This window comes from Azoarcus sp. CIB, from assembly GCF_001190925.1.
GTDB lineage: Bacteria > Pseudomonadota > Gammaproteobacteria > Burkholderiales > Rhodocyclaceae > Aromatoleum.
The window spans coordinates 953,493-977,421 of record NZ_CP011072.1 but is presented as its reverse complement, the minus strand read 5'-3'; the positions used below and the strand labels follow the sequence as shown (position 1 = coordinate 977,421).

Sequence of the window (23,929 nt, the reverse complement as noted above, 5' to 3'; positions counted from 1 at the left end):
TACCGCGTTTGCGATATCCACTCACGGCTTTCTGAGGACACCATGATCAAGCGTTCCCTGCTGCTCTCGCTGCTGCTGGTTACGGGCGGCCTTCACGCCCAGGACCAGGCACCCGATCTCGCCAAGGCGAAACAGACTGCAGAAACCCTCTGCGTCGGGTGCCACGGCGCCGACGGCAACAGCCCGATTCCGGTCAACCCGAAACTGGCCGGCCAGCATTCCGACTACCTCTTCAAGCAACTGAAGAACTTCAAGGGCTGGAACGGAAAGCCCGCCGAGCGCGAAAACCCGATCATGGGCGGCATGGTGGCGGCACTCGAGGAAGCGGACATGAAGGCGCTCGCGATCCACTTCTCGTCGCAGACGCTGCAGCCTGACTCGGCCAAGAATCCCGACCTCGCGAAGCTCGGTCAGAACATCTGGCGTGCGGGCCTCCCGACCAAGGGCGTTCCCGCCTGTGCTGGCTGCCACGGCCCGGCCGGCGCCGGCCTGCCGGCCCAGTTCCCGCGCATCGCGGGCCAGTATGCCGACTACACCGAAGCGCAGCTGAAGGCCTTCCGCGATGGCGTGCGCAAGAACGACCCGGCACTGATGATGCAGACCATCGCATTGAAGATGACCGATCCGGAAATGAAGGCGGTCGCCGACTACGCCGCCGGCCTGCGCTGACCGTCCGGCGCCGCAGCAATCTCGAAAGGGGTGAAAGGGGTGGCATGGCCACCCCTTTTCTTTTTCCGGCACCGGCAGCATGTGCGCCCTTGCGACCGCCGGTCCCACGGCGCGCAAGATCGGACGATAATGCGTCTTCCGCAAGACCGAGCGAACGCCGCATCCAGGAACTAAAGCCATGGCACAGAACCCCGGGAGCCCGACCTCCGCCCGCTCGCCCAATTACTCCGCCACCGAGGCGAGGCGGGCCATTCTCGACCGGCTGACGCCGGTCGGCGGATGGGAACGCGTCAATGTCCGCAGCGCCCTAGGGCGCGTGCTCGCCGAGGACGTCATCGCGCCGTGTAACGTGCCGGCCCACGACAACTCGGCGATGGACGGCTACGCGGTGCGCCACGCCGACCTCGCGCCGCAGGGCGAGAGCGCCCTGACGGTCGTCGGCACGGCGTTCGCCGGCAAGCCCTTCTCCGGCATCGTCGGCGCCGGGCAGGCCGTCCGGATCATGACCGGGGCGCCGATTCCGGAGGGTGCCGACACGATCGTCGTGCAGGAGGTGGCGCGCGCCGCCGACGGCAAGGTGCATGTGCCGGCGGGACAGCGCGCCGGACACAACCTGCGCCGCGCCGGCGAGGACCTGGCATTGGGCGGCATCGCCCTCCCCGCGGGCAAGCGCTGCGGACCGGCCGAGCTGGGCCTCGTCGCCTCGCTCGGCATCGCCGAGGTCGTCGTGCGCCGCCGGCTGCGCGTGGCTTTCTTCTCCACCGGCGACGAGCTCGCGTCGATCGGCAAGCCGCTCGCGCCCGGCGAGGTCTACGACAGCAACCGCTACACCCTCTTCGGTGCGCTCTCGCGCCTGGGCTGCGATCTCATCGACATGGGCGTCGTGCGCGACGACCCGCAGGCGCTGGAAACGGCCTTCCGCGACGCTTCAGCCAACGCCGACGTGATCCTGACCAGCGGCGGCGTGTCGGTGGGGGAAGCGGACTTCATCCGCGAGCTCGTGAATCGCCTCGGCGAGGTCGCGTTCTGGAAGATCGACATCAAGCCCGGACGGCCGATGGCCTTCGGACGCGTCGGTGATGCGTGGCTGTTTGGCCTGCCCGGCAATCCGGTCGCGGTACTGGTGACCTTCTACCAGTTCGTCCAGGACGCCCTGCAAGCCCTGTCCGGGGTCTCGCCGCTGCCTGAGCCGGCGTTGTTCGACGTGGTGTGCGCAGAAACCATTCGCAAGCAGCCCGGACGACGCGAATTCATGCGCGGCCGCCTGGCCCTCGTCGACGGCCGCCAGACGGTACGGCTTGCCGGCGCCCAAGGTTCGGGCGTGCTGCGTTCGATGTCGGAAGCCAACTGCTTCATCGTGCTGCCGGAAGAGCGCGGCGACGTCCTCGCCGGCGAGACGGTGCAGGTGCAGATCTTCGACGGCCTCGTGTAAGACCCACCCACAGGAATACCTAATGAATCAGGACGAACTGAAGAAGGCCGCGGCGCGCGCGGCGCTGGACTACGTCGAGGACGGCATGATCGTCGGCGTCGGCACGGGCTCGACGGTCAACCATTTCATCGACGGCCTGGCCGAGATGCGCGGCCGCATCGCCGGTGCCGTATCGAGTTCGGAAGCCAGCGCACGCCGGCTCGAGGGCTACGGCATTCCGCTGATCGGCCTCAACGACGTGACCAAACTGCAGCTCTATGTGGACGGGGCGGACGAGATCGACGGCGGCTTCGCGATGATCAAGGGCGGCGGCGGCGCGCTGACGCGCGAGAAGATCGTCGCCGCGGTTGCCGAGCGTTTCGTGTGCATCTGCGACCAGTCGAAGCTCGTAAGCTGCCTGGGGGCCTTCCCGCTGCCCGTGGAGGTGATCCCGATGGCGCGCGCCTACGTCGAGCGCCGCCTCGCCCGGATCGGCGGACGTCCGGTACTGCGCGAGGGTTTCGTGACCGACAACGGCAACCTGATCCTGGACGTGCACGGGCTGCGCATTCCGGAGCCGCAAGCCCTGGAAACGGAGATCAACCAGATCACCGGCGTCGTGACCAACGGGCTGTTTGCGCTGCGCGGCGCCGACCTGCTGCTGATGGCCACGTCGACGGGCGTCGAGCGGCGCGTCGCAGCGACTTCCTGAATCGCAAGCATCCGTGCAATATATTCGTCACATTCGACTGCTACCCTCGCGGACTCTCGGGACCGGAACATGACAATGAGCAAGCACACCTACACCCAGTTCGACAAGGAGCTGGAAGCCATCCGCAAGCGCCTGCTGGAAATGGGCGGCCTCGTGGCCCAGCAGCTGACGCGTGCGATCGAAGGGCTCGGGACGGGCAATCACGAACTGCTGGAACAGGTCATCGCAGATGATCGCAAGGTCAACGACGAGGAAGTCGCGCTCGACGATGCCTGCATCCACGTCATCGCGCGCCATGCCCCGGCCGCCGGAGACCTGCGCATGGTCATGACGATGATCCAGATGATCACCGACATCGAGCGCATCGGCGACGAGGCCAAAAAGATCGCCAAGGCCGGCCGCCAGATCATCGACTCGGACGCCGCCTTCGTCCCCAAGGTGGAGCTTCGCCACGTGTCGACGATGGTCGTCGAGATGCTGCAGGGCGCGCTCGACGCCTTCGCCCGCATGGACCCGACGGCTTCGCCGGAAATCGTGCGGCGCGACAAGGAGGTCGATGCGATCTTCAAGGGCATCATGCGCCAGCTGATCACCTACATGATGGAAGATCCGCGCGTGATCACGCGTTCGCTGGACGTGCTGTTCATCGCCAAGTCGATCGAGCGCATCGGCGACCACACGAAGAACCTCTCCGAATACGTCGTGTACATGGTCAAGGGCCGCGACGTACGCCATGAAGGTGTCGAGGCGCTGGAACGCGCTTCCGGCCCCAACTGACGGGAATCTCGCTGCGCGCACGCTGCGGCGGCGGTTTACGCGAAAAGGGATGGCCGCGGCCATCCCTTTTTCATTCAGTCGCGCCGCGATCCGCGACGCAGGCTCACTGCGCGGGCGGAACGTAGCCGCCGACCTGGTCGGCGCCGCCTTCGAAGAAATGCTTCTCCATCTGCTCCGACAGATACTTGCGCGCGCGCGCATCCATCAGGTTCAGGCGGTTCTCGTTGATCAGCATGGTCTGGTACTTGACCCACTGCTGCCAGGCTTCCTTCGAGACGCTGTCGAAGATGCGCTTTCCGAGCGCGCCGGGAACCGGGGGCAGGTCCAGCCCTTCCGCCTCGCGACCAAGCTTGATGCAATTGACCATACGGGCCATCGTTCAGTCCTCTCTTCTGCAATCGGGTTCATCGGATTCGGTGGGCGTCATTCTAGCGGATTCCCCCGCACAGCTCTCTGCCATGGTCCATTGATCGCGGCCGCCGCTCTTCGAGCGATACAAGGCCTGATCGGCCACCGCGATCAGCTGTTCCGCGGAGGCGGCATGGCGCGGGTAGATCGCGATGCCGAGGCTCGCGGTGATGCCCACGGAGCGCCCGCCGAATTCGAAACACAGCCCCTCGATCACTTCGATGATGCGGCGCGCCAGCTCGCACAGCTTCTTCTCGCCCGCATCGGGCACCACCACGCCGAACTCGTCGCCGCCCAGGCGGCAGAACATCTCGTTGCGGCGGATGACGTCGCCGACCCTCTCCGCCAGGGCGACCAGCACCTCGTCGCCGGCCTGGTGGCCGAACTCGTCGTTGATCGGCTTGAAGCCGTCGAGGTCGATCGCCACGAGCCCGACCTGGCCGCCACGGCGCGAGGCTTCGGCGAGCTGCCGGTCGAGCTCCTCGTGGAAGCGCCGGCGGTTGTAGAGGCCGGTCAGCGGATCGTGCTCCGCCAGTTCGACCAGACGCTGCGCGGTGCGGCGCTGCTCGGTGACGTCCTCGTAGATCCACACGCGCCCGATGCCGCGGCGCCCCTGCACGGCCTCGACCAGCGCGGCGATATCCGTGACGATGCGACCATCCTTGAAATTCACTTCGTGGGGCTCGCTGACCACGTAGGTGCGCAGCACCGCGTCGATGTGCTCGAAGTAGGCCTCGGGCTGTTCGATCAGCTCGGCAACGCGGCTCTGCAGCACGACGTCGCGCATGCCGATGAGATTCTCGTCGGGCGGAAAGCCCCAGATGTCGAGCATCGCACGGTTGTAATAGAGCACGCGGTGATCGCGGTCCATGAACAGGATGCCCAGGCGGATGACGTTGAGCAGCGCGGACAGGCGCTGGCGCTCGTCGTTCGAGCGCGCCAGGTACCGCTCGCGCAGCGCCTGGGCACGCCGCAGCTCGGTGACGGTTTCGAGGAGCTTGTATTCGGCTTCCTTGCGCGCCTGGATGTCCTCGGCCGACATGCGGAGGCCGGCCGGCTGCCCTCCCTCTCGGCCGAGCGGCCGCCAGTGGCAGGCGACCCAGCAGATGTGGCCATCCTCGCGCAACAGGCGCATCTCGAAATCCTCGCCGGGACTTCCCTCGGCGACGCGCTGCGCCATACGCTGGCAATAGCGACGGTCGGACTCGTGCACCAGCAGGGCGAGCGCATCGGGCGCTTCGAGGCAGGCTGCGGGGCTCCAGCCCGTCAGCCGTTCGATCGACGGGCTGATCCAGGTCAGGCGTCCGCGCATGTCGAACAGGGCTTCGACGCCATGCACGCCTTCGGCGATTTCGCGCAGACGGGACACGCCGACGGTGACCGCATCCAGCCGCTTCGCATGATCGGCCGCCGGCTCGCCCCCCCTGGCACCGGAGGAAAGATGGACCACTGCGTCCAGCGCGTCGAGGCGCGACGCGATCGCCGCGTCGTCGCCTGTCTGCCGACGCACCGCCGCGTTGTCGTAGATAAGCACGGCCGTGGCACCCAGCCCCCCTGCCGCGAGGAGCACAAGGGCCAGCAGACCCCACTCGCCGGCGACGCCGAAGTGCGCACCTGCCAGCGCGCCAAGGCCCGCAAGGAGCGCTCCCGCCACGCCGGCAAGGGCCGGCGCAGAACGCGAAGGGGCGTCCTTGCCGCTCACGAGGCCTCCGCACGCATGCCGCACGCACACCATCGGCCGGACAATGCGCGCGCGTCCGTCATAGCTTCTTCACGAACACTTTCGAGCGGCGCTGGTAGTTGTACAGATCGCGCTTCTTCTGCGGCAGCGCCTCGGGGCCGATCTCGCTGAAACCGCGCTCGCGGAACCAGTGCGCGGTGCGCGTCGTGAGCACGAACAAGCGCTCGAGGCGCTGCTTGCGCGCGCGCTCCTCGATGCGGCGCAACAGCTGGTCGCCAAGACCCGCGCGGCGGTACTCGGGCGTGACGGCAAGGCAGGCGAGTTCCGCGGCACGCTCGTCGGAAAACGGGTACAGCGCCGCGCAACCGACCAGCACGCCGTCGTGCTCGACGACCGAGAAGCGGTCGATCTCCTGCTCGAGCAGTTCGCGCCCGCGCCGCACCAACGTGCCGTCCGCCTCCATCGGCGAGATCAGCGCGACCAGCGCGGCGACATCCTCGAAACTCGCGTCGCGCAGGCGGAACAGCGGATCGCGCGACACGACGGTGCCCACCCCGGCGTGCGTGAAGAACTCCAGCAGCAGGCCGCCGTCCTTGTCGTGGTCGATGAGGTGCACGCGCGCCACGCCGCGGCGCACCGCGCGGATCGCGCACGGCAGGTAGAGATCGAGATCCTCGGTGAGCCCTTCCCCGGCGTTGAACATGCGCTCGGCCTCGTCGGCCGTCACCGAATCGATCAGGCGCTGGTCCGCATCCAGCAGGCCCGGGGCGTCGCACAGGTAGATCAGCTTCTCCGCCTTCACCGCGACGGCGACCGCCTCGGCGACCTCTTCCATGCTGAGGTTGAATATCTCGCCCGCCGGCGACACGCCCATCGGCGAGATCAGCACGACGTTCTGCTGGTCGAGGTCGGCGTTGATCTCCTCGGCGATGATCTTGCGCACGGCGCCCGTGTATTGGTAGTCGACGCCGTCGACGACACCGACCGGACGGGCCGTGATGAAGTTGCCTCCGGTCACGCGCATGTAGCTGCCTGCCATCGGCGTGTTCGGGAGCCCCTGCGACAGCAGCGCCTCGACTTCGATGCGCGTCACCGCCATCGCGGCCTTCACGCATTCGAGCGCATCGGCGTCGGTGACGCGCAACCCGTTGTGGTAGCGCTGCTCCAGTCCGCGGCGCGCGAGCTCGGCTTCAATCTGCGGCCGCGCACCATGCACGAGAACGAGGCGGATGCCCAGCGCGGCCAGCAGGTTGCAGTCGTAGGCGAGGCTCTGGGCGCGCGCGCCGGCGGCGACTTCCCCGCCGAAGGCGAGAACGAAGGTGCGCCCGCGAAAGGCATGAATGTAGGGCGCGGCCCCGCGCACCCAGGCCACGAACTGCTCCGTCGACGCCGCGATGTCGGATGCCGCGGGATTCGAATTGGGGTTGGAGTTGGGATTGGACTGGCCGCTCAAATCGTCACCATCAGAAAATCGGAAATCTCGCCGGGTGCGGCGCAGGGCACGTATGCCCGGTCCATTCTAGCGGAATACACGGCGCATCGCGGAGCGAGCTCCGCACGCGATCGGGGCATCCGCACGCAGTCCCGTCCGTTAGCGCTGCAGTGCGGATTCGAGCCGTTCGCATAGTGTGCGCAGCACCTTGATACGGGCAAACAGCTTGTTGTCCGCCTCGACCAGGGTCCACGGCGAGGTCTCGGTACTCGTACGGTCGACCATGTCGCACACGGCGCGGGCGTAGTCGTCCCACCGTTCGCGGTTGCGCCAGTCCTCGGCGGTGATCTTGAAGCGCTTGTGCGCTTCGGCTTCGCGCTCGCGGAAACGTTCCAGCTGCTCGTCCTTGCCGATCTGCAGCCAGAACTTGACCACCACCGCCCCGGCGTCGGCCAGCTGGTCCTCGAAGTCGTTGATCTCCGAGTACGCGCGCATCCAGTCCGCCTCCGAGCAGAAGCCCTCCACGCGCTCGACGAGGACGCGGCCGTACCACGAGCGATCGAAAATCGCGACTCTGCCCTGGCGCGGCAGGTGCCGCCAGAAGCGCCACAGGTAGGGCTGGGCACGCTCCTCTTCGGTCGGCGCGGCCACCGGCACGACGTTGTACTGGCGCGCGTCGAGCGCGGCGGTGACGCGGCGTATCGCGCCGCCCTTCCCCGCGGCATCCGCGCCCTCGAAGACGAGCACGAGCGAGCGGCCGCGGAAGGCCTCGTCACGCGTGAGCAGCGCGAGCCGCCCCTGGTAGCGTTCGAGGAGCGCCTGGTATTCCTTCTTGTCCAGCGATTGCCGCAGCACGAGGCTGTTGAGCAGGTTGCGCGAATCGGGCGCGGGCGGCAGCGGGGGCGCCGTCTGGCGCGCCACCCAATGACGCGCGCCGGAATCGAGCCGCTTGCGCATGGCATCGAGCAGCGTGCGCGCAACGAAGAGCTCGCGGTAGTACGAATCGGAACCGTCCACGATCATCCACGGCGCATCGCCAGTGCTGGTGTGACGCAGCGCGTGCTCCGCCACTTCGCGATAACGGTCGTACCGCTCGTAGGAGTGCCAGTCCTGCTCGGTGACCCGCCAACGCGTGCGCGGATCCTTTTCCAGCGCCTTGAGGCGCTTGCGCTGCCCGTCCTTCGACAGATGGAACCACAGTTTCAGGAGCACCACCCCCTCGCGCACCAGCATCGCCTCGAAGCGGTTGATCTCGTCGAGGCGCTGATCGAGGTCGGCCCTCTTCGACACCTTCTCGACGCGCTCGCGCATCGGGTCCGTGTACCAGTTGCCGAACAGAATGCCGATGCGCCCGCGCGGCGGCAGCGCACGCCAGAAGCGCCACATGAAGGGACGCTCGGCCTCGTCGGTGGTCGGCGAATCGAAAGCCAGCGTCTGGATGTGGCGCGGGTCCATCCATTCGTTGAGGAGATTCACCGTCTCGCCCTTGCCGGCGCCGTCGATGCCGTTGATCAGCACCACGACGGCAAAGGATTTCGCTTCCAGGAGGTCGAACTGCACATCGAGCAGTTGCGCGCGCAGCTCCGGTTCGGCCGCGTCGTATTCGTCCTTGTCGATCTTGTGGACCAGTTCAGCCGATTCGAACATCTTCCAGCCTCCTCAAAAATCGCCCCACACGGCCTGCAGCGCGGCGACCGCGGCCAGCCCCGCGGTCTCGGTGCGCAGCACGCGCGGCCCCAGCCCCATGCCGGCGCAGCCCGCGCTGCGGCAGGCCGCGAGTTCGTCGTCGGACCAGCCCCCTTCCGGACCGATCAGCAGATGCACTTCCCCCGCCGGGCGCCCGGCGTCGAGCAGGCGCTGCGTGGCCGCCGGATCGAGGATCAGGCGCACGCCCTCGCAGGGGCGGGCAAGGTAGTCGCGCAGTCCGGCGATCGGCGCGACGACCGGTATGCGGTTGCGTCCGCTCTGCTCGCACGCCGACACGGCGACCTGCTGCCAGTGCTCCACGCGCTTGGCCGCACGCTCACCGGCAAGCCGCAGCACGGAACGTTCCGCCTGCACCGGCACGACGGCGGCAACGCCCAGCTCGACGGCCTTCTGCACGATCCAGTCCATCTTGTCGCCGCTCGCGAGGGCCTGCACCAGCACCAGCCGCAGCGGCGACTCGCGTTCGACTTCGCGCCGCTCCTGCAGCTCGGCGAAACACTGCTTGCCGCGCAGCCGCAGCACTGCCAGCACTTCGCCGCCAGCACCGTCGAACAGGACGACAGGATCGCCGTCGCGCAGCCGCAGCACGCGTGCAGCATGATGGGCCAGCGCCTCGGGCAGCTGGATCTCGCCGGAAGCCGGCATCGGAAGGGGGCAAAAGAAGCGCGAAATCATCGTGGTGTATTATAAGGACACTGCATTCCCGCGAGACCTGCCTTCGGCACGGCCATGATTTCCTGTGTTCCCGACCGCCCCTCATGCGCCTCCCCGGCGCCAGCCGACACGGCACGCAGGAATGCGCGGACGCGCAAGTCCGCAGTCATCGCTTCGCACATGAGCGTGGAGCGCCGCTGATGCCCACGACCAGCCAACGGCTCGCGCAGGCGCGGGCGCTCGAATCGCTGGTGCGCGATGTTGCCCGCGAGGTGATCCTGCCGCGCTACCTCAAGACCGCGCGCAATCGCAAGGCCGACGGCACACTGTTCACCGAGGCCGACCTCGAATCGCAACGCCGCTTTTCCGAGGAACTGCCCAAGCTGGCGCCCGGCGCCGTGCTCGGCGAAGAGATGAGCGCCGCAGAACAGGCACACCTGTGGAGCGACGGACGACGCGGCCTGTGGTGCATCGATCCCATCGACGGCACGACGAATTTCGCCAACGGCATTCCCTTCTTCGCCGTCTCGATCGCTTATCTGGTGAATCACGAGCCGCGCTTCGGCGTCGTCTACAACCCGGTCACCGACGAATCCTTCTACGCAGCCAAAGGCGCCGGTGCCTTCCTGAACGGCGTCGAACTGCCGCTGCGCGTGGCTGCGGCACATCTGTCGGATGCGGTGGCCGGCATCGACTTCAAGCGCATCAGCCACCACCTCGGCGACGAGCTCGCGGTGCGACCGCCCTATTTCTCGCAGCGCAATTTCGGCTCCAGCGCGCTCGAATGGTGCTTTGTCGCCGCGGGACGACTGGACGTGTATCTGCATGGCGGGCAGATGCTGTGGGACTATGCGGCCGGCAAGCTGATCCTGGATGAGGCGGGCGGCAAGGCAGCCGCACTGGACGGCAGCACCGGGATCGCGGGACCGTCGATCAAGCGCGGCGTGATCGCGGCCGCCAGCCCCTGTCTGTTTACGGAGTGGCGCAACTGGGTAAGCGCCCACTCCTGATCGCCCGGTTCGAGCCTGCAAGGCGAACACACATGAATCCCGCCATGATCCCCTGTCGCTACGCTCTCGGAACCGACTCATGACTTCGTCCCCCTCCGCACCATCCGGTTTGCAGGAGCGCCGCTCGCATCAACGCGTGCGCGAAATATTCATCGAGGCAAGCGAACTGATCATGCCTTTCTTCGCCCGCGAAAACCGCTGGGGCAACTCGACGCTCGACCACCTCGCCTATCGCGTGCTGCGCGACCATTACCCCGAACTCTCCTTCGAGGAAGTGCACGTGCTGGTCGTCGCCGCGCACCGCGTCCATTCCGCCCGCAACAAGGGCTCCCGCCTCACCGACGCATGACAGCCGCGCACCGCGCGCCCACGACCTCCCCGCAACGGCAACCAACATGTCAACCAAACACCCCATCATCGCCGTCACCGGCTCGTCGGGCGCCGGCACCACGACGGTCAAGCACACCTTCGAGGCGATCTTCCATCGCGAGAACGTGAATGCGGCCATCGTCGAGGGCGACAGCTTCCACCGCTACACCCGCGAGGAGATGACGAAGCTGATCGAAGCAGCCGAGCGGGCGGGCCAGCGGGGCATCAGCCATTTCGGCCCCGAGGCGAACCTCGTGGAGGAACTGGAAGCGCTGTTCCGCGCCTACGGCAAGTCCGCGACGGGGCGCCATCGCGGCTACATCCACGACGCCGAACGCGCGGCACGCACCGGCCTGCCGATCGGCAGCTTCGCGGAGTGGGAGGATCTCCCCGTCGGCACCGATTGCCTGTTCTACGAGGGGCTGCACGGCGCGCTCGTGACCGACAAGGTCGATGTCGCCCGCCACGTCGACCTGCTGATCGGCGTCGCGCCGACGATCAACCTCGAATGGATCCAGAAGCTGCACCGCGACACGCGCGAGCGCGGCTACTCGCCCGAGGCGGTGCAGGACACGATCCTGCGGCGCATGTACGACTACGTGCATTACATCGTCCCGCAGTTCTCGCGCACGCACATCAACTTCCAGCGCGTGCCGGTCGTCGACACGTCCAACCCCTTCATCGCGCGCGAAGTGCCCACGCTCGACGAATCGATGGTGGTGATCCGCTTCAAGGACCCGCGCGGCGTCGATTTCCCCTACCTGCTGCGCATGATCCACGATGCCTTCATGTCGCGCGCGAACAGCATCGTGATTCCGGGCGGCAAGCTCGACCTCGCGATGCAGCTCATCCTCACGCCGCTGATCTGGAAGCTGATGGAGCGCCGGCGCGAAGCGATCTGAAGCCCCGCAGGACGCGCAACGGAGCGACATTTGACCTGAGCGCACAGGGGTTTGTGCGAATTTTGCAGTGCAGCAGGCGCTACCCAAGTGCCCCCTTTTTCGGCGATAATCCGCGCTTTTCCCAGCCGGCCACCAGGCCCGAGAGATCCATGCAGGCAGCCCGCAACGAGAACCCGCGCAACGTGCGGCCCCCGGTCTTCAACCCCGTCACCGGCGCGATCCGCGCCCTGGCGATGGATGCCGTCCAGCAGGCCAACTCGGGCCACCCGGGTGCTCCGCTGGGCATGGCCGAGATCGCCGAAGTGCTGTGGCGTCACCATCTGCGTCACAACCCGGCGAACCCGAAGTGGGCCGACCGCGACCGCTTCGTGCTGTCGAACGGCCACGGCTCGATGCTGGTCTACGCGCTACTGCACCTGACCGGCTACGACTTGCCGATCGAGGAGCTCAAGCGCTTCCGCCAGCTGCACAGCAAGACCCCGGGCCACCCCGAATACGGCTACACGCCCGGCGTCGAGACCACCACCGGCCCGCTCGGCCAGGGCATCACCAACGCGGTCGGCATGGCGCTGGCCGAGAAAATGCTCGCTGCGGAATTCAACCGCCCCGGCCACGCGATCGTCGATCACCACACCTACGTGTTCCTCGGCGACGGCTGCCTGATGGAAGGCATCTCGCACGAAGCCTGTTCGCTCGCCGGCACGCTGGGCCTGGGCAAGCTGATCGCCTTCTACGACGACAACAATATTTCGATCGACGGCCACGTCGATGGCTGGTTCACCGACGAGACGCCGAAGCGCTTCGAAGCCTACGGCTGGCAGGTCATCGCCAACGTGCAGGGCCACGATGCGGCCGAGATCGACGCGGCAATCCGCGCCGCCCAGGCCAACACGACCCAGCCGACGCTGATCTGCTGCAAGACCGTGATCGGCGCGGGCGCCCCGAACAAGCAGGGCAGCCACGACGTGCACGGCGCGCCGCTGGGCGCCGCCGAAATCGCCGCGACGCGCGCGCACATCGGCTGGACGCACGCCCCGTTCGAAATCCCCGCGGACGTCTACGCGGCATGGAACGCGCGCGACAAGGGTGCGGCGCTGGAAGCCGGCTGGAACGAACGCTTCGCCGCCTACGCCAAGGCCTTCCCGCAGGAAGCCGGCGAGTTCACGCGCCGCACGCAGGGCGAACTGCCGGCCGACTGGTCGGCGCACGTCGACGCCGTGATCGCGAAGATCGTCGACAAGGCCGAGACCATCGCCACCCGCAAGGCGAGCCAGAACAGCATCGAGGCCTTCGCGCCCAAGCTGCCTGAGCTCGTCGGCGGTTCGGCCGACCTGGCCGGCTCCAACCTCACGCTGTGGTCCGGCGCCAAGGGCGTCACGAAGGAAGCCGGCGGCAACTACATCTACTACGGCGTGCGCGAGTTCGGCATGGCCGCGATCGCCAACGGTATCAGCCTGCACGGCGGCCTGATTCCCTACACCGCCACCTTCCTGATGTTCAGCGAGTACGCGCGCAGTGCGCTGCGCATGGCTGCGCTGATGAAGATCCGCCAGATCTTCGTGTTCACACACGACTCGATCGGCCTCGGCGAGGACGGCCCGACGCACCAGCCGGTCGAGCAGACCGCGACGCTGCGCCTGATCCCCAACATGGACGTGTGGCGCCCCTGCGACACGACCGAATCGGCCGTGGCCTGGGCCCACGCGATCGAGCGCAAGGACGGCCCCTCTGCGCTGCTGTTCTCGCGCCAGAACCTGCCCTTCCAGGCCCGCTCGTCCGAGCAGATCGCGGCGATCCGCCGGGGCGGCTACGTGTTGTCGGACGCACCGGCCAGCCTGAACGGCGGCAAGCCGCAGGCCGTGATCATCGCCACCGGCTCGGAAATTGCCCTCGCGATCGCCGCGCAGAAGGCGCTCGCCGACGCCGGCATCGCCGTGCGCGTCGTATCGATGCCTTCGACCAACGTGTTCGACCGCCAGGACCGCGCCTATCAAGGTGAAGTGCTGCCCGCGGGCCTGCCGCGCGTCGCCGTCGAGGCGGGCGTCACCGACGGCTGGCGCAAGTATGTCGGCCTCGAAGGCGCGGTGATCGGCATCGACCGCTTCGGCGAGTCCGCCCCCGCCGGCGAGCTGTTCAAATATTTCGGTATCACTGCCGACGCGGTCGCTGAAGCCGTGAAGCAGATCGTGAAGTAAGCGTCGTCGCCGTGCTCCCGGCGCAGTCGGCGCCGGCAGTCCGCGGCGCCGGCTATCAGATTGTGCCGTTCGTATCATTGCTCCGGGAGAATCCTCGATGACCATCAAACTCGCCATCAACGGCTACGGCCGCATCGGCCGCTGCACGCTGCGCGCCCTGTACGAACTGGGCCTGCGCGACCAGTTCGAGATCGTTGCGATCAACGCCTCTGGCGACCTGGCGACCAACGCCCACCTGACGAAGTACGACACCACCCACGGTCGCTTCGCCTTCCCGGTCGAGACCGAAGGCGACAACGTGATGATCGTCAATGGTGACCGCATCCCCTTCTTCTCGACCAAGGATCCGCTGGGCGTGAACTGGGGCGACCTGGGCGTCGATGTGCTGCTCGAGTGCACCGGCGCCTACACCGCCAAGGCCAAGGCCGAGGTGCTGCTCAAGCAGGGCGCGAAGAAGGTGCTGATCTCCGCTCCCGGCGGCGATGACGTCGATGCGACCATCGTCTATGGCGTGAACCACGACGTGCTGACCTCGGCGATGACCGTCGTGTCGAATGCCTCGTGCACGACCAACTGCCTCGCGCCGGTTGCCAAGGTGCTGCAGGACAACATCGGCATCGAGAAGGGCCTGATGACGACGGTGCACGCCTACACCAACGATCAGGTGCTGGTCGACGTGCGCCACAAGGACCTGCGCCGCGCCCGCGCCGCCGCACAGAACATCATCCCGACCAAGACCGGCGCCGCGAAGGCCGTTGGCCTGGTGCTGCCGGCGCTGAAGGGCAAGTTCGACGGCTTCGCCCTGCGCGTGCCGGTGATGAACGTGTCGCTGGTCGACCTGACCTTCACGGCGAGCCGTGCGACCTCGAAGGAGGAGATCAACGCGCTAATGAAGGAAGCCTCCAAGGGCGCGCTGAAGGGCGTGCTGGCGGTCAACGAAGATCCGCTGGTGTCGATGGATTTCAACCACGACGCGCACTCCTCGATCTTCGACGCGACCCAGACGCGCGTGATGGACGGCAACCTCGTGAAGGTGCTCGCGTGGTACGACAACGAGTGGGGCTACTCCTGCCGCATGCTCGACGCCGCCCGCGCGCTCCATAACGCCAAATAAGCACGCGACCCAGCACGTAACGTAACGCCCTGCTAAGCGGGGCGTTTTTCCATCGGGAACGAATCCATGCAAGTCAAGAAACTCGCCGACCTCAACGTCGCCGGCAAGCGCGTCTTCATCCGCGCCGACCTCAACGTGCCGCAGGACGAGGCCGGCAACATCGTCGAGGACACCCGCATCCGCGCGTCACTGCCCTCGATCAAGTACTGCCTCGATAACGGCGCGGCCGTACTGGTCACCTCCCATCTCGGTCGCCCGACCGAAGGCGAGTTGCACCCCGAGGACACGCTCGCGCCGATCGCGGTGCGTCTGGGCGAGTTGCTGCACAAGCCCGTGCGCCTGATCCGCGACTGGGTCGAAGGCGGCTTCGAGGTGAAGCCGGGCGAAGTCGTCCTGCTCGAAAACTGCCGCTGCAACAAGGGCGAGAAGAAGGACAGCGAAGAACTGGCGAAGAAGATGGCCGCACTGTGCGACATCTACGTCAATGACGCGTTTGGCACTGCGCACCGCGCCGAGGCGACGACCCACGGCATCGCGCGCTTCGCACCGGTCGCGTGCGCCGGCATGCTGATGGGCGCGGAGATCGACGCGCTCACCAAGGCCACCGAGAACCCGGCCCGCCCGCTGGTCGCGATCGTGGGCGGCGCCAAGGTGTCGAGCAAGCTGACGATCCTGAAGACCCTGGCACAAAAGGTCGACCAACTGATCGTCGGCGGCGGCATCGCCAACACCTTCCTGCTCGCGTCGGGCCACCGCATCGGCGACTCGCTCGCCGAGCCCGAACTGGTCAAGGAAGCACAGGCCGTCATGGACATCATGAAGGCACGCGGTGCAGAAGTACCGCTGCCGGTCGACGTCGTCGTCGCGGACGAAGTCTCTGCGCTGGCGCGCGCGAACCGCATCCCGGTCGAAGAGGTCGGCACGCACGACCGCATCCTCGACGTCGGCCCGAAGACCTCGGCGAAGCTCGCCGACATCATCGCCCACGCCGGGACCATCGTGTGGAACGGCCCGGTGGGCGTGTTCGAGCACAACCAGTTCGCCGGCGGCACGAAGATGATGGCCTCCGCCATCGCCCACTCCGACGCCTTCTGCATCGCAGGCGGCGGCGACACGCTCGCGGCGATCGCGAAGTTCCACATCGCCCAGGACGTCGGCTACATCTCCACCGGCGGCGGCGCCTTCCTCGAGTTCCTGGAAGGCAAGACCCTGCCGGCGATCGCAGCGCTGGAAGAGCGCTTCAACGACTGAGGACGCCCTCGCACGATGCGGGCCCGGCAGCGCCGCGGACCCGACATGAAAACGGCCACCCGCGGGTGGCCGTTTTCATTGCAGAGGGCGCCGAACGGGCACTCAGCCGCAGCTGCAACTCCCGCAGCCGCCGCACTTCTGCTTGCGCGTGACGAGATACGCCGCGATCTGCTCGCGGTCGAATTCGAACTCGTCGCTGCTGCCGTAACCGATCCCCGGCTGGAAGGTCTGGCCGTCGATCACGATGGTCAGCGCGTGCAGGTTGCTCGCGGGATCGTGAGCGACCGAAAGGTCGTAGCTGCCGCCGCGCGGCAGGCTGTCGAGCAGGGTGCGGGTAACGTCGTCGATCATGGGCGCTTCATCCTTCAGGGGTAAACGTTCGCCGGACGGCATGGCATCCGACGGCGTGCATTCTCCCGGATCGACCTCCGCGGAATATTGTCGGAGGTCAACCGGATGCGTCAGCGCATGTAATAGCCGACGCCGACCAGCATGTCATCCACGCGCCGGATGAACGAATGCTTGGTTTCCAGTTTGTCGGTAACCGGGTTGCGCCACGCGTAGTCGAGCTCGCCCTCGCCCTTGCGGCTGACGATATTCACCATATCGGCGACGATCGCCTTGCCCTTGGGATCGCGCACCGCGCGACCGTCGCTGCCGACCAGCTTGGGCATCGCACCGTGCGCAAGGAAACGCTGCGAATTCATGTCGATCGCAAACACGTAGAGATCGTCCTGCACGAAGCCACCGTCGAGCGCGTTGAAGGCCGCAACGGCCGCCTGCGCCCCCTTCTCCTTCACCGCCGCAACCGCCCGGTTCAGCAACTCCCGGGCCTGAGCCGGAGTCGCCCGCGGCACGTAATAGCCGACCGCGATGATGCGCTCGCCGACCTTGCGAAACAGCGTCACCTTCGGCTCCTCGCGGTTGTCGACGCGATTGAGCCAGCGATACTCGACCCGCCCTGCCTCGCTCTTCGCCGCGACGTCGAGCATTTCACGGAAGAAGGGCTTGCCGGCGGCATCCTGCATGGTCGCCACGTTGCGCCCTACCAGGACCACCGAGGAGCCGCCACTCGCGAGCATGGTGCCGTCCGTCCCCAGGGCGTACACATAGAGTTCGCGGTCCTTGAACTGCGGCGCGCGGTTGAATTCGTCGAACGCCGCATCGCCGACTTCGCGGAAACGCGCCACCGCCTTGTCGAGCAGGCGCAGGCTGCGATTCTCGTCGGCACGCTGCACGAGGGTGCCCTGTCCCGGCGCGGGCGCGGGGTCGGCTGCAAGCAAGGGCGGCGTCATCAGGATGAGCACACACAACGAAGCGACGGGAGCAAGTTTCATGGCGTTCGGAAGTCCGGTATTTGAATTGATGAAGACAAAATTATAGGAAGCTTCAGCATCTGTCGAGAGGGCGGACGAGCCCAGCCCAAGGGCGAGACGCCGCGCATCGCGGCCATGTCGGCCCCGTCGCCCTTTCGCGCGCAGGTAGAATCGTGTTCTCGGATGCATATCGACACGGAGAAAACATGCTGCGCCACACGAAGATCGTCGCCACCCTGGGCCCGGCCTCGTCCGACCCGCAAGTTCTGGAACGCATGGTGCATGCGGGGATCGACGTCGTGCGCATGAATTTTTCGCACGGCAAGGCAGAAGACCACATCGCCCGCGCCGCCGCAATCCGCGACGCCTCCGAGCGAGCCGGCCGGCCGGTGGGCATCCTCGCCGATCTGCAGGGCCCCAAGATCCGCGTCGGGAAGTTCGCCGGCGACCGGGTGCACCTGCACAAGGATGCGGAGTTCATCCTCGATGCGCGCTGCGAGCTGGGCGACATGACGCGCGTCGGCCTCGACTACAAGAACCTGCCCCGGGACGTGAAGACGGGCGACGTGCTGCTGCTCGACGACGGGCGCATCAAGCTGGTCGTCAACCGCGTCGTCGGCGCGGAGATCCACACCACCGTGCGGGTGGGCGGCGAACTGTCGAACAACAAGGGCATCAACCGCCAGGGCGGCGGCCTCACCGCGCCCGCGCTGACCGCGAAGGACATGGACGACATCAAGACCGCCGCCCTCATCGGCGTGGACTTCGTGGCCGTTTCCTTCCCCAAGAGCGCCGCTGACATGTACATGGCGCAGCAGCTCCTGCGCGCGGCCGGCTGCGAGGCCTTGCTGATCGCGAAGATCGAGCGCACCGAGGCGGTCGCCAACCTCGACGAGATCCTCGACGCCTCGGACGGCATCATGGTCGCCCGCGGCGACCTCGCTGTCGAGGTCGGCGATGCAGCCGTCCCGGCGCTGCAGAAGAAGATGATCCGCGCGGCACGCGACCGCAACAAGCTGACGATCACCGCGACGCAGATGATGGAATCGATGATCGGCAGCCCGGTGCCGACACGCGCGGAGGTCTCCGACGTCGCCAATGCGGTGCTGGACGGCACCGATGCGGTGATGCTGTCGGCGGAGACCGCATCGGGCAAGTACCCGGTCGATGTCGTCGAGGCGATGAGCCGCGTGTGCCTCGAAGCCGAAAAGTCGGCCGAGGTCACGCTCGATCGCGAAGTGCTCAACCGCGTGTTCACGCGCATCGACCAGTCGATCGCGCTGGCGGCAATCTGGACCGCCTGGCACCTCAAGGTCAAGGCGATCGCCTCGCTGACGCAGACCGGCTCGACCGCGCTGTGGATGAGCCGCCTCAACAGCGGCGTGCCGATCTACGCGCTGACGCCCGAGCTGGCCTCGCGCAACCAGATGACGCTGTACCGCGAGGTCTTCCCCCTGCTGATGTCGCAGACGCATCAGGACCGCGACCTGATGCTGTGGGAGGCCGAACAGATCCTGCTCGACCAGGGCGTCGTCGAGCACGGCGACCTCATCGTGCTGACGATCGGGGAGCCGATCGGCGCCTCCGGCGGGACGAACACGCTCAAGATCGTGCGCGTCGGCGAACATCCGGCACCGCACCTCAACGACCAATGAATCAGCGGCAACCTGGTCCGTTCGCCGTCCACTGCACTTCGCAAGAGGAATCGATGAAGAGCGCCGCCCCTGGCCAACAGGCCCACCATCATTTCGACGACGCCGAGCGCGCTGCCGTGTATCGCAACATCCTCGCGCGCCGTGACGTGCGCGGCCAGTTCCTGCCCGACCCGGTCGCCGACGACATGCTCGCGCGCATCCTCACCGCCGCGCACTTCGCGCCGTCGGTCGGCTTCATGCAGCCGTGGAACTTCGTCCTGGTCCGCGACCAGGCCGTGAAGCAGCGCGTGCACGACGCCTTCACGCTCGCCAACGCCGAAGCCGCACAGATGTTCGAGGGCAAGCAGCGCGAGGTGTATTCCGGCCTGCGCCTGCAGGGCATCCTCGAGGCGCCGATCAACCTGTGCGTCACCTGCGACCGGGACCGCGCCGGCCCGGTGGTGATCGGCCGCACGCACATCAAGGCGATGGATCTGTACAGCTCGGTGTGTGCGGTGCAGAACCTGTGGCTCGCCGCCCGCGCCGAAGGGCTGGGCGTGGGCTGGGTGAGCATCTTCCGCCAGTCGGCGATCCGCGAGATCCTCTCGCTGCCCGATCGCATCATGCCGGTCGCCTACCTGTGCATCGGACACGTCAGCCACTTCCTCGACCAGCCGGAACTGCAGAGTGCCGGCTGGCGCCAGCGCCTGCCGCTCGACGAGCTCGTGCATTTCGACGGCTGGGGCGGCGACAGCGCGGACGCCGGATCGCTGCGCGAGGCGCTGCGTACAGCCCAGGCACTCGCGGCGCGGGGCCTGCCGCCACTCTGACAGGACGGCGCGGCGGCAGGTATTTGCATGCCGTTTCCTTCGCCGGACCCACCGCCGCCCAACAAACGCTAAAATGCGAGCCAATTCGCAACCCGGCACGTCTGTCGTGCCTGCACTTGATACCGGAGAAGGACAATGCCCCTCGTTTCCATGCGCCAGCTGCTCGATCACGCCGCCGAAAACGGCTACGGTTTGCCGGCGTTCAACGTCAACAACCTCGAGCAGGTCCAGGCGATCATGGAAGCTGCGGCCGAGTGCGACAGCCCGGTGATCATGCAGGCCTCGGCCGGCGCCCGGAAGTACGCCGGCGAAGCCTTCCTGCGCCACCTGATCGACGCCGCCGTCGAGGCCTATCCGCAGATCCCCGTCGTGATGCACCAGGATCACGGCCAGTCGCCCGCCATCTGCATGGGCGCGATCCGTTCCGGCTTCTCCAGCGTGATGATGGACGGCTCGCTGATGGAAGACGGCAAGACCCCGTCCTCGTACGAGTACAACGTCGCGGTGAGCCGCGAGGTCGTGAAGTTCTCGCACGCCATCGGCGTCACCGTGGAGGCCGAACTGGGGTGCCTCGGCTCGCTGGAGACGGGCCAGGCCGGTGAAGAAGACGGCATCGGCGCAGAAGGCACGCTGGACCACTCGATGCTGCTCACCGACCCCGACCAGGCGGCCGACTTCGTCAAGCAGACCGACTGCGACGCGCTGGCGATCGCGATCGGCACCAGCCACGGCGCCTACAAATTCACGCGCAAGCCGACCGGCGACATCCTCGCGATCGAGCGCGTGAAGGCGATCCACGCGCGCCTGCCGAACACCCACCTGGTGATGCACGGCTCGTCGAGCGTGCCGCAGGAGCTGCTCGAAATCATCCGCCAGTACGGCGGCGACATGAAGGAAACCTACGGCGTGCCGGTCGAGGAGATCCAGACCGCGATCAAGTTCGGTGTGCGCAAGATCAACATCGACACCGACATCCGCCTCGCGATGACCGGCGCGGTGCGCAAGTTCCTGTTCGAGAACCCGTCGAAATTCGATCCGCGCGAGTTCCTGAAACCGGCCCGCGAAGCCGCCAAGCTGGTGTGCAAGGCGCGCTTCGAGGCCTTCGGCTGCGCCGGTCAGGCGAGCCGCATCAAGCCGGCGTCGCTGGAAGAGATCGCCGCGCGCTACAAGTCCGGCGAGCTCACGCAAGTCGTCCGTTAAGACATTTACCCGGCTCGCGCCTTCGGGCGCGGTGCCCATGCGCAGCCCCATGCCCAAGGCAAATCTTAAGCTCACCGTCGGCTTCGAGTTCGAACTCGAAGCGCCCGCCGCATTTCTCGACGGCAACCATGAGAAATTATGCAAGGCCGTGCAGGAACTGCTCGGCGCGATGGTGCTGCAGGGAATGCCGACGGTGACGGCAAAGCAGCTCGGGAAGGCTGGCATCGCGGTGGTTTCCCACCACCATCACCTCGACGTTCTGAACACCGCGGCTGCGGCCGTTCCCCGCGAGGAGTTGGTCGCCGCCGGCCCGCACCTCACCGACGACGAGCTCGACCAGCTCGCGCGGCGCACGGCCGGGCGCGTGCCCCTCACCGACGTCGAGCGCGCGCGCTTCCTGCGCCGGCATGCGCTCGCGCTGGCGGGGGAGTTCCGCATGGTGGCCTGCGTAGTCGGGGCGCGCCTGAACTCGGGCAAGGACGCCACACTCAACGCGCGACTGAACCTCACCAACGGCAGCGTGCTGGTGAGCGACCAGGACCGCCAGAGCCGTTTGCAGGCCAACCAGGACGGACTGGTGGTGGCAATCCAGGGCTCGGACGTGCGACTGCGCGGCGCCTGTGCCGGACACACGTTGAGCGGCCCGGTGATCGAGGTGGCGCCCGGCGAACTCGCCGCGCACCGCGACGCCCTCATCGCCATCTGGCAAAAGACCAGCTGAGGCGGCCCGCCGCGCAGCGGGCCGTCCCCGCGAAGACTTCCGCCAGCCCCGCCGCTCAGTACGAGTCGGCGTGCCCTTCCCACATCTCGGACCTGAAGCGCACGACGCGATTGCGGCCGTCATCCTTCGCGCGATAGAGGGCCACGTCCGCGAACTTCACCGTCTGCCAGAAGGTTTCGCTGTCCTCGGGGAACATCGCCAGGCCGATCGAGATCGTCTTCTGCAGCACGGCGCCCCCGATCTGGATCTTCAGATCCTCGACGGTCGCGCGGATGTTCTCGGCGACACGCAGCGCATTCTCCGCCTCGGTTTCCTGCAGGACGATGAGGAACTCTTCCCCGCCGAAGCGGATGACCATGTCGGATGCCCGCACCGAAGTGCGCAGCACCGCGGCCAGCGATTTCAGCACCGCGTCGCCGGCATCGTGGCCGTAGGTGTCGTTCACCATCTTGAAGTAGTCGATGTCCAGCACCATGATCGCCAGCTCGATCTTGCGCCGGCGCGCCGTGGCGACCAGGGTGTCGACGTATTCCTCGAGGAAGCGGCGGTTGTTCAGACCCGTCATCGCATCGCGCAACGAGGACTCGCGCAGCGTCTCGGTCAGGCGCTTGGCCTCCAGGACCGGCGCCATCTCGCGCACATAGACGTTCACGTACGGCACCTGGGTATGGAAGCGCGCGGCCTCCGATCCACGCACCACGAGCTGGACGATGCTGCCCACCGCGCCGGACTGCATGATGGGCACGCAATAGTGGCGGCGCGTCTCCCCCGTATCGTCGGGCTGCTTGAACGCATAGCAGATGCCCGGCTGGGTCAGGCCATCGACGGTGTGCCCGGAGCGCTTGGCGCGGCACATGTCGCTGCGCACGAGGATCTGCGGATCGCACCAGCGGCACGAGCCGCCCTGCACGCCGTCCACCATGAAGGGTTCCAGCTGCTTCGGCCCGGAGGTCTCGTAGATGGAGAATTCGCGCACGCCGAACTGGTCGGTCAGCACGCGGCCGAAACGGTCGAATATCTCGGCCTTGGTCTCGTCTTCCTCGATCGCCTGCTTGAAGCTGGACGCATCGGCGAGGCCGTTGACCATGTCGATCGCGACCTCGAGCTGGTTGTCGTCCTGTCGCAGGGTGCGGCCGGTGAGCTGCACCACGCGCTGGCTGATGCGCGCGAGGCCATCGTCGAGGAAGGTGAGCAGGTTGTTGGTCTCGCTGGCGATCTGGCCGATCTCGTCGTCGGTACGCTTTTCCACGCGCCCCTTGAAGTCGCCCTTCAGCGCGCGGTGCACTGCACGCTCCACCGCCTGCGCAGTCGAGCCGACCGGCAGGATCAGACGCCGGGCGAGAAGGATGGAGAGCACCGCGAACACCGCCATGGTGACGCTGATCCAGGTCACGGTCATGAGCGCCTTTTCCTTCAGCTCGGTGAGCGAAAGCTCCATCGTGACCGCGCCGAGCACCGTCCCCTCGTTGACCTTGTGGCACTGCAGGCAGTTCGGGGTGCCGCGCGAAGAGGCGGCGAACGGAATGGTGCCGCGGAACACCGAATCGCCGGCTTCGTCGCGGATCTCGTAGCGGGGCTGGCCGTCGGCGAGCACGAGCTTCTCGATCTCGTCCGCGTTCATTTCGCGGTTCATGCCGGCGCCGAACTGTTCATTCACGTGCGTGGAGCGCACGACCCTCGCCGTGCGCAGCCCCTGGACCTCGAGCAGGCGGTTGAGGAATTGTTCGCGCTTGTCGATGACCCCCTGGATCATCGACTCGGTCAGATGTACGCGCACGATTTCTGCGGCCGTGCGCACGTGCGCCGTCGACGAGGCGATCGAATAGCTGCGGAAGGCATAAAGGCTGATCAGGATCAGCATCACCAGTGTGCCCACAGCGATGCCGCCGAACAGCAGGGTCATCTTTCGATTCAGATTCATTCGGACTCCGGGGGT

Annotated in this window: 22 protein-coding genes; 14 read left to right on the top strand and 8 right to left on the bottom strand. The window is 66.9% G+C overall.

Features of this window, described 5'->3' with window-relative positions; genetic code table 11:
• Positions 1–42 precede the first annotated feature (42 nt).
• From AzCIB_RS04295 to phoU, 4 genes are all read left to right on the top strand, one after another.
• Positions 43–669 carry a c-type cytochrome gene (locus AzCIB_RS04295; RefSeq protein WP_050414752.1) on the top strand — a complete coding sequence of 209 codons (627 nt, stop codon included), beginning with the start codon at positions 43–45 and terminating at the stop codon, positions 667–669.
• A 178-nt stretch (positions 670–847) separates the two neighbouring features.
• The gene (moeA, locus tag AzCIB_RS04290; protein ID WP_050414751.1) at positions 848–2,101 is read left to right on the top strand and encodes a molybdopterin molybdotransferase MoeA; all 1,254 of its coding nucleotides are present in this window, start codon (positions 848–850) and stop codon (positions 2,099–2,101) included.
• Between the two features lie 22 nt (positions 2,102–2,123).
• Complete coding sequence (gene rpiA, locus AzCIB_RS04285; protein ID WP_050414750.1) at positions 2,124–2,792, top strand: ribose-5-phosphate isomerase RpiA; 669 nt, start codon at positions 2,124–2,126, stop codon at positions 2,790–2,792.
• 75 nt (positions 2,793–2,867) lie between these two features.
• Positions 2,868–3,569: a phosphate signaling complex protein PhoU gene (gene phoU, locus AzCIB_RS04280; RefSeq protein WP_050414749.1), complete on the top strand. Its 702-nt coding sequence runs from the start codon at positions 2,868–2,870 to the stop codon at positions 3,567–3,569.
• 103 nt (positions 3,570–3,672) lie between these two features.
• Here the strand turns inward: phoU and AzCIB_RS04275 are convergent, their stop codons facing one another.
• From AzCIB_RS04275 to AzCIB_RS04255, 5 genes are all read right to left on the bottom strand, one after another.
• Entirely contained in the window at positions 3,673–3,945 is a 273-nt protein-coding gene (locus AzCIB_RS04275) for an oxidative damage protection protein (RefSeq protein WP_050414748.1), read from the bottom strand.
• A gap of 3 nt (positions 3,946–3,948) precedes the next feature.
• Positions 3,949–5,679: a sensor domain-containing diguanylate cyclase gene (locus AzCIB_RS04270; protein ID WP_198149611.1), complete on the bottom strand. Its 1,731-nt coding sequence runs from the start codon at positions 5,677–5,679 to the stop codon at positions 3,949–3,951.
• 58 nt (positions 5,680–5,737) lie between these two features.
• Entirely contained in the window at positions 5,738–7,054 is a 1,317-nt protein-coding gene (gene argA / locus AzCIB_RS04265) for an amino-acid N-acetyltransferase (protein ID WP_050418215.1), read from the bottom strand.
• A 195-nt stretch (positions 7,055–7,249) separates the two neighbouring features.
• Entirely contained in the window at positions 7,250–8,737 is a 1,488-nt protein-coding gene (gene pap / locus AzCIB_RS04260) for a polyphosphate:AMP phosphotransferase (RefSeq protein ID WP_050414747.1), read from the bottom strand.
• A gap of 12 nt (positions 8,738–8,749) precedes the next feature.
• Positions 8,750–9,472 (bottom strand): 16S rRNA (uracil(1498)-N(3))-methyltransferase, encoded by a 723-nt coding sequence (locus AzCIB_RS04255; RefSeq protein ID WP_050414746.1) that lies wholly within the window; start codon positions 9,470–9,472, stop codon positions 8,750–8,752.
• 179 nt (positions 9,473–9,651) lie between these two features.
• Between AzCIB_RS04255 and AzCIB_RS04250 the strand changes: the two genes are divergently transcribed.
• The 6 genes from AzCIB_RS04250 (at position 9,652) to AzCIB_RS04225 (ending at position 16,292) form a co-directional block, all read left to right on the top strand.
• The gene (locus AzCIB_RS04250) at positions 9,652–10,461 is read left to right on the top strand and encodes an inositol monophosphatase family protein (protein ID WP_050418214.1); all 810 of its coding nucleotides are present in this window, start codon (positions 9,652–9,654) and stop codon (positions 10,459–10,461) included.
• Positions 10,462–10,540: 79 nt separating this feature from the next.
• The gene (locus tag AzCIB_RS04245; RefSeq protein WP_050414745.1) at positions 10,541–10,810 is read left to right on the top strand and encodes a hypothetical protein; all 270 of its coding nucleotides are present in this window, start codon (positions 10,541–10,543) and stop codon (positions 10,808–10,810) included.
• Positions 10,811–10,856: 46 nt separating this feature from the next.
• Positions 10,857–11,732 carry a phosphoribulokinase gene (locus AzCIB_RS04240; protein WP_050414744.1) on the top strand — a complete coding sequence of 292 codons (876 nt, stop codon included), beginning with the start codon at positions 10,857–10,859 and terminating at the stop codon, positions 11,730–11,732.
• 149 nt (positions 11,733–11,881) lie between these two features.
• Positions 11,882–13,927, top strand: coding sequence for a transketolase (tkt, locus tag AzCIB_RS04235; RefSeq protein WP_050414743.1), 2,046 nt, complete (start codon positions 11,882–11,884; stop codon positions 13,925–13,927).
• A gap of 97 nt (positions 13,928–14,024) precedes the next feature.
• Complete coding sequence (gene gap / locus AzCIB_RS04230) at positions 14,025–15,041, top strand: type I glyceraldehyde-3-phosphate dehydrogenase (RefSeq protein ID WP_050414742.1); 1,017 nt, start codon at positions 14,025–14,027, stop codon at positions 15,039–15,041.
• A gap of 66 nt (positions 15,042–15,107) precedes the next feature.
• Complete coding sequence (locus tag AzCIB_RS04225; RefSeq protein ID WP_050414741.1) at positions 15,108–16,292, top strand: phosphoglycerate kinase; 1,185 nt, start codon at positions 15,108–15,110, stop codon at positions 16,290–16,292.
• A 102-nt stretch (positions 16,293–16,394) separates the two neighbouring features.
• Here the strand turns inward: AzCIB_RS04225 and AzCIB_RS04220 are convergent, their stop codons facing one another.
• Both AzCIB_RS04220 and AzCIB_RS04215 read right to left on the bottom strand, forming a co-directional pair.
• On the bottom strand, positions 16,395–16,643 hold the full coding sequence (locus AzCIB_RS04220) for a hypothetical protein (protein WP_050414740.1): 249 nt from the start codon (positions 16,641–16,643) through the stop codon (positions 16,395–16,397).
• A gap of 110 nt (positions 16,644–16,753) precedes the next feature.
• The gene (locus AzCIB_RS04215; protein ID WP_050414739.1) at positions 16,754–17,629 is read right to left on the bottom strand and encodes a cache domain-containing protein; all 876 of its coding nucleotides are present in this window, start codon (positions 17,627–17,629) and stop codon (positions 16,754–16,756) included.
• A gap of 185 nt (positions 17,630–17,814) precedes the next feature.
• Here AzCIB_RS04215 and pyk point away from each other — a divergent pair, with 185 nt between their 5' ends.
• The 4 genes from pyk (at position 17,815) to AzCIB_RS04195 (ending at position 21,993) form a co-directional block, all read left to right on the top strand.
• Complete coding sequence (gene pyk / locus AzCIB_RS04210) at positions 17,815–19,263, top strand: pyruvate kinase (protein ID WP_050414738.1); 1,449 nt, start codon at positions 17,815–17,817, stop codon at positions 19,261–19,263.
• A gap of 53 nt (positions 19,264–19,316) precedes the next feature.
• Complete coding sequence (bluB, locus tag AzCIB_RS04205; protein ID WP_050414737.1) at positions 19,317–20,072, top strand: 5,6-dimethylbenzimidazole synthase; 756 nt, start codon at positions 19,317–19,319, stop codon at positions 20,070–20,072.
• Positions 20,073–20,207: 135 nt separating this feature from the next.
• The gene (fba, locus tag AzCIB_RS04200; protein WP_050414736.1) at positions 20,208–21,272 is read left to right on the top strand and encodes a class II fructose-bisphosphate aldolase; all 1,065 of its coding nucleotides are present in this window, start codon (positions 20,208–20,210) and stop codon (positions 21,270–21,272) included.
• A 49-nt stretch (positions 21,273–21,321) separates the two neighbouring features.
• Positions 21,322–21,993: a hypothetical protein gene (locus AzCIB_RS04195; RefSeq protein WP_050414735.1), complete on the top strand. Its 672-nt coding sequence runs from the start codon at positions 21,322–21,324 to the stop codon at positions 21,991–21,993.
• Between the two features lie 55 nt (positions 21,994–22,048).
• Here the strand turns inward: AzCIB_RS04195 and AzCIB_RS04190 are convergent, their stop codons facing one another.
• On the bottom strand, positions 22,049–23,914 hold the full coding sequence (locus AzCIB_RS04190) for a GGDEF domain-containing protein (protein WP_050414734.1): 1,866 nt from the start codon (positions 23,912–23,914) through the stop codon (positions 22,049–22,051).
• Between the last annotated feature and the right edge of the window lie 15 nt (positions 23,915–23,929).

What these genes read in the sequence shown, in the direction of transcription:
- AzCIB_RS04295 (WP_050414752.1), top strand. Translation starts at nt 43, where the DNA reads ATGATCAAGCGTTCCCTGCTGCTCTCGCTGCTGCTGGTTACGGGCGGC.
- moeA (WP_050414751.1), top strand. Translation starts at nt 848, where the DNA reads ATGGCACAGAACCCCGGGAGCCCGACCTCCGCCCGCTCGCCCAATTAC.
- rpiA (WP_050414750.1), top strand. Translation starts at nt 2,124, where the DNA reads ATGAATCAGGACGAACTGAAGAAGGCCGCGGCGCGCGCGGCGCTGGAC.
- phoU (WP_050414749.1), top strand. Translation starts at nt 2,868, where the DNA reads ATGAGCAAGCACACCTACACCCAGTTCGACAAGGAGCTGGAAGCCATC.
- AzCIB_RS04275 (WP_050414748.1), bottom strand. Translation starts at nt 3,945, where the DNA reads ATGGCCCGTATGGTCAATTGCATCAAGCTTGGTCGCGAGGCGGAAGGG.
- pap (WP_050414747.1), bottom strand. Translation starts at nt 8,737, where the DNA reads ATGTTCGAATCGGCTGAACTGGTCCACAAGATCGACAAGGACGAATAC.
- AzCIB_RS04255 (WP_050414746.1), bottom strand. Translation starts at nt 9,472, where the DNA reads ATGATTTCGCGCTTCTTTTGCCCCCTTCCGATGCCGGCTTCCGGCGAG.
- AzCIB_RS04250 (WP_050418214.1), top strand. Translation starts at nt 9,652, where the DNA reads ATGCCCACGACCAGCCAACGGCTCGCGCAGGCGCGGGCGCTCGAATCG.
- AzCIB_RS04245 (WP_050414745.1), top strand. Translation starts at nt 10,541, where the DNA reads ATGACTTCGTCCCCCTCCGCACCATCCGGTTTGCAGGAGCGCCGCTCG.
- AzCIB_RS04240 (WP_050414744.1), top strand. Translation starts at nt 10,857, where the DNA reads ATGTCAACCAAACACCCCATCATCGCCGTCACCGGCTCGTCGGGCGCC.
- tkt (WP_050414743.1), top strand. Translation starts at nt 11,882, where the DNA reads ATGCAGGCAGCCCGCAACGAGAACCCGCGCAACGTGCGGCCCCCGGTC.
- gap (WP_050414742.1), top strand. Translation starts at nt 14,025, where the DNA reads ATGACCATCAAACTCGCCATCAACGGCTACGGCCGCATCGGCCGCTGC.
- AzCIB_RS04225 (WP_050414741.1), top strand. Translation starts at nt 15,108, where the DNA reads ATGCAAGTCAAGAAACTCGCCGACCTCAACGTCGCCGGCAAGCGCGTC.
- AzCIB_RS04220 (WP_050414740.1), bottom strand. Translation starts at nt 16,643, where the DNA reads ATGATCGACGACGTTACCCGCACCCTGCTCGACAGCCTGCCGCGCGGC.
- AzCIB_RS04215 (WP_050414739.1), bottom strand. Translation starts at nt 17,629, where the DNA reads ATGAAACTTGCTCCCGTCGCTTCGTTGTGTGTGCTCATCCTGATGACG.
- pyk (WP_050414738.1), top strand. Translation starts at nt 17,815, where the DNA reads ATGCTGCGCCACACGAAGATCGTCGCCACCCTGGGCCCGGCCTCGTCC.
- bluB (WP_050414737.1), top strand. Translation starts at nt 19,317, where the DNA reads ATGAAGAGCGCCGCCCCTGGCCAACAGGCCCACCATCATTTCGACGAC.
- fba (WP_050414736.1), top strand. Translation starts at nt 20,208, where the DNA reads ATGCCCCTCGTTTCCATGCGCCAGCTGCTCGATCACGCCGCCGAAAAC.
- AzCIB_RS04195 (WP_050414735.1), top strand. Translation starts at nt 21,322, where the DNA reads ATGCCCAAGGCAAATCTTAAGCTCACCGTCGGCTTCGAGTTCGAACTC.
- AzCIB_RS04190 (WP_050414734.1), bottom strand. Translation starts at nt 23,914, where the DNA reads ATGAATCTGAATCGAAAGATGACCCTGCTGTTCGGCGGCATCGCTGTG.